We start from the raw sequence: 13,720 nt of genomic DNA, 5'->3' as shown, positions 1-13,720 counted from the left end.
GAGAAAATATTTTTACTCTTTAAAATTAAAAGCATTCTATTAACTCATACATAAGACCTAATCTTTTAAGTTGCGTCGATGAACCCCACATATGTTTAATTGTTGCAACAGTAAAAAGAACCTATTGCAAGAATATATTGAAATTAAAAAACGCAGGTAAAAATTACCTGCGTTCCTATGTGTTTGTATGTTCATTACGATCCGCAACTGATACAACCATCCTGCATGGTACACGTTTGGCCAGTGAAATCAGCTTCAATATCATCTACATTGTTTTTACTTTCTGCCGTTACATGAGGTATAACCGGTGCCATTTCTTCACTGCCTTGCTTTTCAATCGTAAACTGAACGGCCTGTGTAGCGGCTTGTGACCGCAGGTAATACATACCGGTTTTCAATCCTTTCTTCCAGCCATAAAAATGCATGGAAGTTAGTTTGGATGAAGTAGGATTATCTACAAACAAATTCAGTGACTGGCTCTGGCAAATGAATGCGCCGCGGTCAGCAGCCATATCAATCAGGTTGCGTTGTTTAATTTCCCAAACTGTTTTGTATAGTTCTTTTAAATCAGCCGGTATTTCATTTATTTTCTGGATAGAACCATTCGCAGCAATGATCCTGTTCTTCATGTCGTTGTTCCACAAACCAAGGCTCACCAGATCTTTCAGCAAATGTTTGTTTACAATGATGAACTCGCCACTCAATACCCTTCTTGAATAAATGTTGGAAGTGTATGGTTCAAAACATTCGTTGTTACCTAAAATCTGTGAGGTAGATGCTGTTGGCATTGGTGCTACCAACAAGCTGTTTCTTACACCGTGTTCAACTACTTCTTTTCTTAAGGTTTCCCAATCCCAGCGGTCAGATGGTTGCACGTTCCACAAATCAAACTGGAATTTTCCTTTTGATAAGGGTGAACCATGGAAAGATTCGTAAGCACCTTCCTTAAGGGCCAAATCTTTACTTGCCGTCATAGCTGCAAAGTAGATGGTTTCAAAAATATTTTTATTTAAGATCTTAGCCAGGTCGCTTTCAAAAGGCAGGCGCAATAAAATAAATGCATCCGCCAAACCCTGTACACCCAATCCGATCGGGCGGTGACGCATATTGCTGTTTTTTGCCTCTTCAACCGGGTAGTAATTATAATCGATGATTTTATTCAAATTCAGCGTAGCCTGGTACGTTACTTCGTACAGCTTGTCCATATCAAATGTACCATTGATAACAAAACGTGGCAATGCAATAGAAGCCAAATTACAAACAGCAACTTCATCCGGGCTGGTATATTCTATAATTTCTGTGCAAAGGTTACTGCTCTTAATAGTGCCCAGGTTTTGCTGGTTGCTCTTGCTGTTGGCAGCATCTTTATATAACATGTACGGCGTGCCGGTTTCAATTTGCGAATCTAAAATTGCAAACCAAAGTTCCTGCGCTTTAATGGTTTTTCTTGCCCTTCCTTCTGCTTCGTATTGTGTGTATAATTTTTCAAATACTTCACCGTGGCAATCGCTCAGGCCCGGTGCTTCGTTGGGACAAAACAAACTCCACTGTCCGTCAGCCTCAACCCTTTTCATAAACAGGTCGCATATCCACAGTGCGTAAAATAAATCCCTTGCACGCATTTCTTCTTTACCATGATTTTTTCTCAGGTCTAAAAAAGCAAAGATATCAGCATGCCATGGTTCAATATAAACAGCGAATGCGCCCTTGCGTTTGCCGCCGCCCTGGTCAACATAACGGGCAGTATCATTGAATACCCTCAGCATGGGAACAATACCATTGCTGGTACCATTGGTGCCACCGATATAACTTCCGGTTGCACGGATATCATGTATCGCTAAGCCAATACCACCGGCACTTTGAGAGATTTTAGCGGTTTGTTTCAACGTATCATAAATGCCATCAATGCTGTCTTCTTTCATGGTCAGCAAAAAGCAACTGCTCATTTGTGCTTTAGGTGTGCCGGCGTTGAATAAGGTAGGTGTAGCATGTGTAAACCAGCGTTCGCTCAACAGGTTATAGGTTTTAATAACACTCTCTACATCACTCTTATGAATGCCTACCGAAACACGCATAAACATGTGCTGCGGACGTTCTACAATTTTACCATCCACTTTTAACAGGTAGGCTTTTTCCAGTGTTTTAAATCCAAAATAATCGAAGCTGAAATCACGGTCATATATAATCGTGCTATCTAATACTTCTGCGTTGTCTTCAATCACCTGCCATACATCATCCGCCAGTAAAGGAGATTTTTTACCATTCGATTTATCAACATACAAATACAATTTCTTCATTGTTTCAGAAAAAGATTTGATGGTATTTTTATGCAAATTACTCACCGCAATTCTGGAAGCCAGTATCGCATAATCCGGATGTTTGGTGGCCAAGGATGCTGCTGTTTCCGCTGCAAGATTATCCAGTTCGGTTGTAGGCACGCCATCGTATATTCCTTCAATTACTTTCTTAGCCACATCAATCGAGTTTACGAGCGGGCTTAAACTGTAAGATAACTTCTCAATACGGGCGGTTACCTTGTCGAACTTAATGGTTTCTTTTTTACCATTTCTTTTAATTACATGCATAGCGTCTGAACTTTATATATGGAGTAGATAATTTAATTTTTGCTGAAAATCTTAGAGACAGAAAAGCTAACAATTATATTGAAAATTGCTGCTTACTTTGTTTCCACAGATGTTAATTACTTTTTAAAAATCTTCTTCGAGGGAAAAAGCCTGCGATTCTTTGGAACCCATTACACCTGCTTTCTGGTAATCGCCCACCCGCTTCTCAAAGAAGTTGGTTTTACCCTGCAGGCTGATCATTTCCATAAAATCAAAGGGATTGGTGGCATTGAACATTTTGGGATAGCCCAATTCTGCCAGCCAGCGGTCGGCAACAAATTCAATATATTGCTGCATCAGTTTGGCATTCATACCAATTAAGGCTACAGGCAAAGCATCGGTTATAAATTCTTTTTCAATCGTTACAGCATCGGCAATAATGGTGAATACTTCGTCTTTTGTTAACTTGGTTTCCAGCATGCTGTAAAGCAAACAGGCAAACTCACAGTGCAATCCTTCATCACGGCTGATCAGCTCATTGCTGAATGTTAAGCCCGGCATCAAGCCTCTCTTCTTCATCCAGAAGATGGAGCAAAAACTACCACTGAAGAAGATACCTTCTACGGCAGCAAATGCTACCAGGCGCTCCGCGAAATTGCCTTTTTCAATCCAGCGCAACGCCCACTCTGCTTTTTTCTTTACAGCAGGTACGGTATCGATGGCGTGAAACAGGCGCAATTTTTCCTTCGGATCTTTTATATAATTATCAATTAATAAAGCATAGGTTTCCGAGTGAATATTTTCCATCATGATCTGGAAACCATAAAAGCACCTTGCCTCTGGCAATTGTACTTCACTCATAAAATTAACCGCCAGGTTTTCATTTACAATACCATCGCTGGCGGCAAAAAATGCCAGGATATGAGAAATAAAATGGCGCTCACCATCATTCAGGTTGTCCCAGTCTTTTTGATCACTGCTTAAGTCAATTTCCTCGGCCGTCCAAAAACTGGCTTCGTGTTTTTTATACATTTCCCACACTTTGGGATAGTTGATTGGGAGCAGAACAAAACGTTCTTTGTTTTCTCTTAAAAGTAATTCGTTGCTGTTTGTACTGTCTGACATGATGGTGATATTATTCGTTTATTTAAACGCAATATTGAAAAACGGCGGCCGACAGTAAACCCGTGGTTGAATTGGTTTATTGAAGTGCTGTGATCTTTATTGCGAAGATGCTGCACTGGTTGTTCAGGCTGGTAATCTGACTTGTAACTGATTCGCACCGGCATATTCACCGGTTTGAAATATGTATCAATAGTGTTACTTACAGTTGCGCAACAGTCCATGATTTTCACATGGTTCTCCTATTAAATTCGTTTGTCTTAATTTACCTGAACAAGATGTACAAGAACTAATGCAATAGTACTACCGGTTTTTATTGGTGGCGGTAAAAGTTAATCACACAATTTGTTAATATCGCATGAAACCTTTGTGTACAGCGTATTGTGCTGGGGATACCTTATTTTTCAACATCTTTTTAACGAATTGGGTATAAAAAAATATTGGAAATTCCACAAAATTTGTAAGTCCGAAAAACAGGGCTATTCCGGGTGGGTCACCCCAAAAAGGGTGGCTCACCCGGCAGAACGGGAACGGTGTAAAAGATTGTAGGAAACCAGAGGTGGAGCTCAATATGATAAATGATTTTGATAAACATCGGGCGTTCCCCTGCCACCTGATGTGGCTGTCTTTGTCCCCCGTGACCTGCTACTAACCTCACGGTGAGCCACCCTTTTTGGGGTGACTCACCGGCGGTTAGCGACCAAATTTTTGTTTAAGTGCTGCAAGGGCATCGTTTAGTGGCAACTCGGCGATTGGCTTTTTTGCGGCTCCTGTGTGAGGCACTCCCTGCCGGCTTTGTGAATTGTTGTTGCCGTATTGCTTTCTTGCAGGTGCTTCTTCTGTTTGTTTAATGGATAATGCGATGCGTTTTCTTACTGCATCCACTTCCAGCACTTTCACTTTTACATGCTGATTCAGTTTCAGCACTTCGTTGGGGTCTGTAATATAAGTATGCGAAATTTCTGACACGTGTACAAGACCATCCTGTTTTACACCAATATCAATGAAGGCCCCAAAGCGGGTAATATTGGTAACTACACCCGGCACTTCCATGCCCACTTTTACATCATCAATGCTGTAAATATTGGCAAATTCAAATGCCTGTGCTTCGCTGCGTGGGTCGAGCCCCGGTTTCTTTAATTCGTTCAGGATATCCTTAATGGTAAGCTCTCCAATCTGTTCAGTGGCATATTTTTTTGCATCTACCTTTTTTAATAAATCTTCTTTGCCGATGAGTGCCTTTACTTCCACGCCCAAATCTTTTGCCATTGCTTCCACCACCGGGTAGGCTTCCGGATGTACCGCACTCTGGTCCAGCAAATCTTCGCCTTCTTTGATGCGCAAAAAGCCGGCGCATTGTTCAAATGCTTTGCCACCTAAACGTGGTACTTTCAGCAATTGTTTGCGGCTGGTAAATTTGCCGATTTCATTTCTGTATTTTACAATATTATCAGCGAGTGTTCCGCCGATACCACTTACATAACTAAGTAAATGTTTGCTGGCGGTATTTAAATTTACACCGACGTTATTTACGCAACTTATTACAGTAGCATCTAACCTTTCTTTTAAACGAAACTGGTTTACATCATGCTGGTACTGTCCAACACCAATGCTTTTAGGATCCAGCTTTACCAGCTCGGCCAACGGGTCCATTAATCTTCTGCCGATACTTACGGCGCCCCTCACCGTTATGTCTTCGTTTGGAAATTCTTCCCGTGCTATTTCAGATGCAGAGTAAATAGAAGCGCCATCTTCATTCACCAAAAATACCGGCAGCCCCAGGTTTAATTTTTTGATGAAATTATCTGTTTCCCGGCCGGCAGTTCCATCGCCAATGGCGAAGACTTCGATGCCGTATTGCTGTACTAAATTTTTAATTTTTATCTCTTCTGCTGCAACGCGGTTGTGTTCATGCGGAAAGATGAGGTCCGTCTTTTGCAGTTCTCCTTTTTCATCCAGGCAAACCACTTTACAACCTGTTCTGTAACCAGGGTCAATGGCTAAAATCCGCTTGCTGCCGATAGGAGAACTTAACAATAACTGGCGCAGGTTTTCTGCAAATACATTGATGGCTTCTTCATCTGCTTTGGCTTTTAAAGCTGTTCTGAATTCTGTTTCCAGGCTGGGCTGTAATAATCTGCGGTAGGCATCTTTCACAGCTTTCCGCAACTGGTCGCTGCTGGAACTCATGCCTTTGATATACATGGCTTCAATCATCTCCTGCGATGCCTCTTCAGCAGGAGAAATGGCAATGCGTAAATAGCCTTCCAGGAAGCCACGTAACACAGCTAAAATTCTGTGTGAAGGCGTTTTGGAAATCAACTCTGAAAAATCAAAATAATCTTTGTACTTAATGCCTTCAGTTTCTTTATCAGTTACCACTTTACTTTGCAGTGTGGCTTCAGTTTCAAACAGTTTGCGAAGCTTGGCCCTTACTTGTGCATCTTCATTTATTTGCTCCGCGATGATGTCGCGGGCACCTTGTAAGGCTGCGTCGGCATCCAATACTTTTTCATTAATGAAAGTGGCGGAGGTAGCAATTAAGTCAATATCTTTTTGTTCAAGCAATGTATTGGCCAGGGGTTCCAATCCATTTTCCCTGGCGGTTTGCGCTTTGGTTTTTCTCTTTGGTTTGTATGGCAGGTAAATATCTTCCAACTCTGCAATGGTGGTGGCCTTATTGATTTTGGCCTGCAGCGCTTCCGTCATTTTTTCCTGGTCGGTAATGGTTTTTTCGATGAAGGTCTTGCGCTCATGAAATTCTTTTAAAAATTTCGCTTCATCCTGTATCTGCTGTATCTGTACTTCATCCAGCGCACCGGTTTTGTCTTTACGGTAACGGGCAATAAACGGTATGGTAGAACCCTCTTCCAGTAAGGTTAATACTGCCTGTACCTGCTGTAATTTTATATTTAATTTTTGCGCTATTGGTTGTACGAAGTCTGACATTGCGTTGTTGTGTTTTAATTTTAGGGTTGCGAAAATAGCGGTGTGCAACGAAAGAAAAAACTGAAAATTTAATTTTGAAACCTTAAAGTAGTTGCGGGCAGGCTGATGCGCTTGTCGGGATGTTTTTCCACAAACAGGTAAATGCTGTTGCGGATGGTATCATTATCGGCGTATGGGTTTAAATATATTTTTAAATCGTCGGCAGAGGAAATGTTTGTGCTTGCAGGCAGGTAGCCCATTCCCCAGAAATTGCCCCGTTCTACCAGCAGGCACAATTTCTCATTTTCTTTTTTGCCGTCATCCATCACCGCAAAAGTGGGGAGTTTTTCTTCCAGCGCTTCCAGGGCTTTTTTAATTTTACCATTGTACACCATGGGCGGATCTAAAAAAGCGATATCAGTTTCAGTAAATGCCGTCTTATCTATAAAGCATAACTTTTCATGTAATTCAAATTCTTCAATCATTTTTTTCAGCATCACCAATCCTTCGTGCAATAAATTAAAACTATACAAGGCGGGGAAATTTTTTTTCTTTTTATCGATGGCGAGCCGCTTGTAGCCTCTGTTATCTTCAAACAAATACAACGCATATTTTTGCTGTGGTTGTTTTTGACTCACATTGTATTTGGGCCACAGTCTTCTTATTTCTGCGCTTTCCAGTACAATGGCTTCCAGTTCGGTGGCGCATTCTTTACAGGTTATTTTGCAGATAGTGCGCAAAAAATTCTGCCGTTTTCTATCCGGATCGTTATGCGTAAAATGGCTGCTCACCCTTTTTTTTATGTTGATGGCTTTGCCTACATAAACGATTTTGTCTTTGACATCATGAAAATAATATACGCCTGGTCCGGCTGGCAAACCAGCTACATCGGCTTTGGTTAAATGCAATGGCAGCCATTGTTCGGCAGATGATTTTTTAAGCATCTGTGCGATGTGCGCTTCGCCACCATTGGCCATACAATGTTCCAGTAACAGAACGGTTGCATTGGCATCGCCGCCAGCACGGTGACGGTTGTTGATGGGCAATGCCAGTGAACGGCAAAGATTGCCCAGGCTGTAAGATGGCAGGCCAGGAAAAGTTTTTCTGCTCAACCGAACGGTACATAATTTTTTTTCTGCCAGCTCATACCCGGCTGCCTTTAGATGATGCTTTACGAAAGAATAATCGAAGTTGACATTGTGCGCTACAAATATGGTATCGCTTAACAGGTTGTACAGGGTTGAAGCAATCTCTTCAAATGAAGGGGCATCGGCTACCATATAATTATCAATGCCGGTAAGCGATGTGATATAGGCGGGTATTTTTTGTTGTGGATTGATGAGTGTTTCGAAATGCTTTACCACTTTTTGACCGTCGTGTATAAATACGGCTATTTCAGTAATGCCATTTGCTGACGCATGGCCGCCGGTGGTCTCTATATCTACGATTGCATACATTGGACGTCAAATGTAACAATACTAAAGGAATTAGCAATGACCTTTTTTTGTGTTGTGACAAAACTGAAGAAGGTTAAATTAAAAGTAAAATGTAAAAAAATGCCCTTTAGTTTTGTCAAGTGTTGTTATTCTATTCACGCCGTTTGAACCCTGTTTAAATGTGATTTCATTTTTTTGAGAGAAAATTTAAAACGGCGCTTATTTTTACGCTTGGATAAAAGCTCAATTGAAATAGAACAGTTCAAACGTGCGACGCCTGTGAAGCTTAACCAGGGAACAAATGCCGGTAAACAAAAAAATTTACCCTGTTATGGGTTAATTGCGATACCTTATTTTTACAAAGCAATAAAAATGATCGATTATGGATTTTCAACTTTCTGAAGAACACCTGATGATTCAAAAAGCGGCAAGGGATTTTGCCATCAATGAATGCCTGCCCGGCGTAATTGAAAGAGACGAGTTACAAAAATTTCCCAAAGAACAAATTGAAAAACTGGCGGCACTTGGCTTTATGGGCATGATGGTAAAGCCGGAATATGGCGGCAGCGGAATGGATACCATCAGCTATGTTTTGGCGATGGAAGAGATCAGCAAAGTGGATGCTAGTGTGAGTGTTTGTATGAGTGTTAACAACAGCCTGGTATGTTACGGCCTGCAGGAATATGCGAATGAAACCCAACGGCAGCAATATTTAATTCCGCTGGCACAGGGTAAAAAAGACAATGAATTATATATAGGCGCCTTTTTGCTGAGTGAGCCGGAAGCTGGTAGTGACGCCACTTCGCAGCAAACTACGGCAGAAGATAAAGGCGATTATTATTTACTGAACGGCACAAAAAACTGGATCACCAATGGTAACAGCGCCAGCGTTTATTTGGTAATTGCGCAAACAGATATCAGCAAGGGCAGTCATGGGATCAATGCTTTTATTGTTGAAAAAAACTGGCCGGGTGTAGTGGTAGGTGCTAAAGAAAATAAGCTCGGTATTCGCGGAAGTGATACACATACCATTTTATTCAACGATGTAAAAGTGCCAAAAGCAAACCGCATTGGCGAAGATGGTTTTGGTTTTAAGTTCGCCATGAAAACGCTGGCTGGCGGGCGCATTGGCATTGCGTCACAGGCGTTGGGAATTGCCAGCGGTGCTTATGAAAGAGCGCTGGCCTACAGCAAACAGCGAAAAGCTTTTGGCAAAGAAATTATGCATCACCAGGCCATACAATTTAAGCTGGCTGATATGGCTACCAAAATATCTTGTGCCAGATTATTGTGCCTGAAAGCAGCCTGGGAAAAAGATGAACATTTAGATTATACACTGAGTGGCAGTATGGCAAAAGTTTTTGCCAGTGAAACAGCTATGTGGACTGCTACCGAAGCGGTGCAAATTCACGGCGGTTATGGTTTTGTGAAAGAATACCATGTGGAACGCATGATGCGGGACGCAAAAATTACACAGATTTATGAGGGCACGAGTGAAGTGCAGCGGATTGTGATTAGCAGGAGTATATTGAAGTAGAAAGACATAGTCCATGGTCCATAGACAATAGTCCATCGTTGATTGTCCATAAACGATGTTCAAGAGGCTATAGTTAAAGGTCAATAGAACATCATCTATGGTCTATTGTCTATGGACCATGGACTATGTTCTACACACTTCTTTACAGTAAAAACTTCTTCCAATGGCATTTAAATTTGAATCCTTAAAAATTTGGAATAAAGCTCTAGACTTATCCATTGAAATTGATGAGATGGCAAAGGGTTTTCCAAAATATGAAGTATTCAATCTTTGTAACCAGATAAGAAAAGCTGCGGATTCAATAGTGCTGAATATTGCGGAAGGATCTACCGGCCAAACGAATCCTGAGTTTAAAAGATTTTTAAATTATTCATTGCGTTCGGGCATTGAAGTAGTAAGTTGTTTATTTATTGCTAAAAAGAAAAACTATATTCAGGATGAGATATTTAGTAAATATTATAATGAATACGAAACGTTGGTGAAAATGATTTCAAGTTTCAGGGGTAAACTGATTTGAAGAGTCTGCCATTGACTATTGACCATTGACTATCGACATAAAACATGAGCATTAACAAAGAAAAATACACCCAGTTACTCAAGGAGCTAAATGGCAAAGCCACGCTGGTAGCGGTCAGCAAAACCAAGCCTGCAGAAGATATACAGGCACTGTATGATTTGGGGCAACGTGATTTTGGAGAAAATTATGTGCAGGAACTGGTGGATAAAGAAGTGGCTTTACCGAAAGATATCCGCTGGCATTTTATCGGCCACCTGCAAAGCAATAAGGTAAAATACATAGCGCCTTTTGTTTACTTAATTCATGGCGTGGATAGCTTTAGCTTGTTGAAAGAAATCAATAAAGAAGCGGCTAAAAACAACCGGGTGATTGATTGTTTATTACAGGTGCATATTGCCAAAGAAGAAACCAAATTTGGTTTGGATTCAACTGAGCTTTCTGCAGTAATGAAAGAGAAAGACGGTTTAAAAAATATTCACGTTGTTGGCCTGATGGGCATGGCTTCTTTTTCAGATGATTTAAGTCTTGTTCGGGAAGAGTTTAAAACGTTGAAGCATTTATATGACCAGTACCCGGATTTTTCCGTCCTGTCAATGGGCATGAGCGGCGATTATACCATTGCGGTGGAAGAAGGAAGTACGATGGTTCGTATTGGTAGTTTGTTGTTCGGGGAAAGAAATTACCCTGTGAAATAAGAAAGATTAAAAGAAGGAAAACCTTCAGTTGCAAGAGTTAAGAAATGTTCCAAAACAGCAATTCCTGGTTTATACTTAAAATGTAACAAAGCTAAGAATAGAATTACTAAAGCCGAAACCACTAGGCACAACCGGTCAACAAAGCTGCCTGCCAGCAACGGGCTGTATTCGTTGGTGGCTTGACTTTTTTTTGTTATTTTTTTTTGTGTAAAGACAAAAAAAGTAAAGTGAAAACAACAACTAGCGAAGTCTTTTACAATCTGAATACACAACTGCGCAGGTACCAAACGTTGTAAACCATTGTCTTAAAACCGATACTCTTAATGACCCAGGAAATTATTATTCTTTGTACCGCGGCTTTTGCAGCCGGTTTTATTGATGCAATTGTTGGCGGAGGCGGCCTGGTACAAACACCCGCTACGCTGATTACGCTACCGCAATATCCTGTAGCCAGTTTATTGGGTACAACCAAAATCCCTTCACTGACAGGTACCTCCATTGCTGCCTTTCAATATGCTTTTAAAGTAAATATCCGCTGGAAATTGTTAGCTGTTATGTGCAGCATTGCATTGTTGGCAGCCTATGCCGGATCACTTACTGTGGCACATGTAAGCAATGCTTTTATGAAGCCGTTATTCTTCGTGATACTCATCCTGGTATTTATTTATACCTATACCAAAAAAGATTTTGGTCTGGCGGTAGAAAGATCAGTAAGTGCCATAAAAGAATATGCCTGGGGCAGCATCATGGCGCTGCTGCTCGGTTTTTACGACGGCTTCATTGGACCGGGCACAGGCAGCTTTTTTATTCTTTTCTTTATCAGCATGCTGGGCTTTGATTTTTTAAAAGCGAGTGCACATGCCAAGCTGGTGAACGTTTCCACCAATATCGGATCCATACTTTTTTTCTCCCGCAGCGGACATATTTTATACCAGTACGCCATCCCGATGGCGTTGTGTAATTTCACCGGTTCCGTGATTGGTGCAAGGCTTGCCATATTAAAGGGCAACAAATTTATCCGCGTGTTTTTCTTACTCGTTATAACGGCAACGATTATACGCTTTGGCTATGATATATTTGTAAAAAAATAGTGCATGAACAAGGTGATCATCATTGGCGCCACCTCCGGAATAGGAAAAGAACTGGCGCACCTGTACGCTGCCAACGACTGGCTGGTAGGTGTTACTGGCAGAAGAAGGGCCTTGCTGGATAGTTTACAAAAAGATTTTCCTGATAATATTCTGACTGAATGTTTTGATGTAACGGGTGATGAAAATATCGACTGCATGAAGAATTTAATTCAGCAACTTGGTGGTCTTGATTTGCTGATTTATAACAGCGGTTACGGCGAGCCTTCTGAATCGCTTGATTGGGAAATTGATAAAAACACAACGCTGATCAATGTAAATGGCTTTACAGAAATTGTAAATTTCGCTTTTAATTATTTTGTGCTGGAAGGAAAGGGGCATATAGCTGCCACTTCATCCATCGCCGCTATACGAGGTAACAGCTTTGCCCCCGCATACAGTGCCAGTAAGGCTTACATGAGTAATTACCTGGAGGGACTTTACATCAAAGCACATAAACTGAAACTGCCGATTTATCTAACCGACATTCAGCCTGGCTTTATCAAAACAAAAATGGCCAAAGGCAATGGCCAGTTTTGGGTAGCGCCGGTCGATAAAGCAGCGGCGCAGATTTACACAGGAATCAAAAAGAAAAGACGCAAATTATACATAACAAAAAGATGGCGCCTCGTGGCATGGCTAATGAATGTATTGCCCATCGGCATCTATAAAAAGATTGGCTAGGCAGGCAATAGGCAATAGTAAATAGGCAATAGGCAGTAGGCAATAGTAAATAAGCAATAAAAGCTAACCTGTCAGGCACCCACTATTGCCTACTGCCTATTGTTTATTGCCTATAGCTAGCTGCCTGTTTCCGTTTTCATTTTGTTAAACCTTTAGCAGCAATTATGTATTTATGCCCGAAATTGCATCGTTTGGTTTTAATAAAATAACTTTGACATATTACAATCAATCTATGTACGCATCATCATTTGAAGCAGAAAAACAACGCAAGGCATTTATCTATACGGCCATCATTGTAGCGGTATTATTATTGCTTGCCTTTTTTATTACATGGCCGATAGTACAACCGCCCAAACCGTTGGTGGAAGACCTTATTGAAATTAACCTGGGCAACAATGAAGAAGGGTTTGGCCAGGTGCAGCCACTCATCAAAGGGGAGATGGGACCATCGCAGGCGGTAGCCGCTACACAGGCAAAAGCGGCGCCGGCGCCCGAACCGCCCGCAAAAGACATTCAGCCGGATGATATTGAAGACAAGGATGCGGCTCCCGTTACAAAACCCGAAAAAGTAATTCCAAAAGCAACCAACATAGCGAAGGAGCCAGTTAGTAAACCGGTAAAAACAACCAATCCAGCTCCCGTTGTAATGCCGGCACCCAAGCCTCAAAAGCCCAAAGCAACTTATAATGGCGCCGGCAATGGCGGAGGAAATGGTGCTACCGAAGACAATGGCTATACTTACCAGGGTAATAAACCCGGTGGTAAGGGTGATGCCGGCGATCCCTCTGGTAAGCCTGACAGTTATGGCAATTCACCCGGTGGCAGAAGTGGCGTAAGTGTTACCCGTGGTGTGCGTCCGCTCAATTTAGGTGCCCTCCGTTTTGAAGATGATTTTAGTGAAAATGCAAAAGTATACCTCGATGTACAATACAATGCTGCTGGCGCATACACCGGAAGTGCCATTGCAAAGGGAACTACAACATCCAATTCAACCATCACAGGTATAGCAAAAAGAAAAGCAGCAGGTCTCAAATTTCCAACAAGTCCTGATGGAGGTGTGTCAACCATCTTATTCAATTTCAAAGTACAGAATTAATATTTTTTGAGCCG

10 protein-coding genes are annotated in these 13,720 nt (G+C 41.5%); 6 read left to right on the top strand and 4 right to left on the bottom strand.

Annotated elements, in window-relative coordinates; translation table 11 throughout:
- Nucleotides 1-194: 194 nt before the first annotated feature.
- The 4 genes from QWZ08_RS24280 to QWZ08_RS24265 all read right to left on the bottom strand — a co-directional run bounded on the left by QWZ08_RS24280 (nt 195) and on the right by QWZ08_RS24265 (nt 8,071).
- Nucleotides 195-2,585, bottom strand: a complete 2,391-nt coding sequence (locus tag QWZ08_RS24280) for a ribonucleoside-diphosphate reductase subunit alpha (RefSeq protein WP_290340212.1) — start codon at nt 2,583-2,585, stop codon at nt 195-197.
- Between the two features lie 123 nt (nt 2,586-2,708).
- Nucleotides 2,709-3,689, bottom strand: a complete 981-nt coding sequence (locus QWZ08_RS24275) for a ribonucleoside-diphosphate reductase small subunit (protein ID WP_290340211.1) — start codon at nt 3,687-3,689, stop codon at nt 2,709-2,711.
- Between the two features lie 690 nt (nt 3,690-4,379).
- Nucleotides 4,380-6,635 (bottom strand): Tex family protein, encoded by a 2,256-nt coding sequence (locus tag QWZ08_RS24270; protein ID WP_290340210.1) that lies wholly within the window; start codon nt 6,633-6,635, stop codon nt 4,380-4,382.
- Nucleotides 6,636-6,703: 68 nt separating this feature from the next.
- Entirely contained in the window at nt 6,704-8,071 is a 1,368-nt protein-coding gene (locus QWZ08_RS24265) for an exonuclease domain-containing protein (RefSeq protein WP_290340209.1), read from the bottom strand.
- A gap of 361 nt (nt 8,072-8,432) precedes the next feature.
- On the opposite strand from QWZ08_RS24265, the gene QWZ08_RS24260 reads away from it, so the two are divergent.
- From QWZ08_RS24260 to QWZ08_RS24235, 6 genes are all read left to right on the top strand, one after another.
- Nucleotides 8,433-9,587: an acyl-CoA dehydrogenase family protein gene (locus tag QWZ08_RS24260; protein ID WP_290340208.1), complete on the top strand. Its 1,155-nt coding sequence runs from the start codon at nt 8,433-8,435 to the stop codon at nt 9,585-9,587.
- Between the two features lie 163 nt (nt 9,588-9,750).
- On the top strand, nt 9,751-10,104 hold the full coding sequence (locus tag QWZ08_RS24255) for a four helix bundle protein (RefSeq protein ID WP_290340207.1): 354 nt from the start codon (nt 9,751-9,753) through the stop codon (nt 10,102-10,104).
- A 44-nt stretch (nt 10,105-10,148) separates the two neighbouring features.
- Nucleotides 10,149-10,799, top strand: coding sequence for a YggS family pyridoxal phosphate-dependent enzyme (locus QWZ08_RS24250; RefSeq protein WP_290340206.1), 651 nt, complete (start codon nt 10,149-10,151; stop codon nt 10,797-10,799).
- A 323-nt stretch (nt 10,800-11,122) separates the two neighbouring features.
- The gene (locus QWZ08_RS24245; RefSeq protein WP_290340205.1) at nt 11,123-11,890 is read left to right on the top strand and encodes a sulfite exporter TauE/SafE family protein; all 768 of its coding nucleotides are present in this window, start codon (nt 11,123-11,125) and stop codon (nt 11,888-11,890) included.
- 3 nt (nt 11,891-11,893) lie between these two features.
- A complete protein-coding gene (locus QWZ08_RS24240) occupies nt 11,894-12,610 on the top strand; it encodes an SDR family NAD(P)-dependent oxidoreductase (RefSeq protein WP_290340204.1) in 717 nt (238 codons plus the stop codon).
- 172 nt (nt 12,611-12,782) lie between these two features.
- The gene (locus QWZ08_RS24235; protein ID WP_290340203.1) at nt 12,783-13,706 is read left to right on the top strand and encodes a hypothetical protein; all 924 of its coding nucleotides are present in this window, start codon (nt 12,783-12,785) and stop codon (nt 13,704-13,706) included.
- Nucleotides 13,707-13,720: the final 14 nt, after the last annotated feature.

The organism is Ferruginibacter paludis (assembly GCF_030409685.1).
GTDB classification, from domain to species: domain Bacteria; phylum Bacteroidota; class Bacteroidia; order Chitinophagales; family Chitinophagaceae; genus Ferruginibacter; species Ferruginibacter paludis.
This window is presented reverse-complemented; position numbering and strand designations above follow the sequence as displayed.

Excerpts from the sequence above, each read along its gene's own strand:
- QWZ08_RS24280 (WP_290340212.1), bottom strand. The coding sequence starts at position 2,585 with ATGCATGTAATTAAAAGAAATGGTAAAAAAGAAACCATTAAGTTCGAC.
- QWZ08_RS24275 (WP_290340211.1), bottom strand. The coding sequence starts at position 3,689 with ATGTCAGACAGTACAAACAGCAACGAATTACTTTTAAGAGAAAACAAA.
- QWZ08_RS24270 (WP_290340210.1), bottom strand. The coding sequence starts at position 6,635 with ATGTCAGACTTCGTACAACCAATAGCGCAAAAATTAAATATAAAATTA.
- QWZ08_RS24265 (WP_290340209.1), bottom strand. The coding sequence starts at position 8,071 with ATGTATGCAATCGTAGATATAGAGACCACCGGCGGCCATGCGTCAGCA.
- QWZ08_RS24260 (WP_290340208.1), top strand. The coding sequence starts at position 8,433 with ATGGATTTTCAACTTTCTGAAGAACACCTGATGATTCAAAAAGCGGCA.
- QWZ08_RS24255 (WP_290340207.1), top strand. The coding sequence starts at position 9,751 with ATGGCATTTAAATTTGAATCCTTAAAAATTTGGAATAAAGCTCTAGAC.
- QWZ08_RS24250 (WP_290340206.1), top strand. The coding sequence starts at position 10,149 with ATGAGCATTAACAAAGAAAAATACACCCAGTTACTCAAGGAGCTAAAT.
- QWZ08_RS24245 (WP_290340205.1), top strand. The coding sequence starts at position 11,123 with ATGACCCAGGAAATTATTATTCTTTGTACCGCGGCTTTTGCAGCCGGT.
- QWZ08_RS24240 (WP_290340204.1), top strand. The coding sequence starts at position 11,894 with ATGAACAAGGTGATCATCATTGGCGCCACCTCCGGAATAGGAAAAGAA.
- QWZ08_RS24235 (WP_290340203.1), top strand. The coding sequence starts at position 12,783 with ATGCCCGAAATTGCATCGTTTGGTTTTAATAAAATAACTTTGACATAT.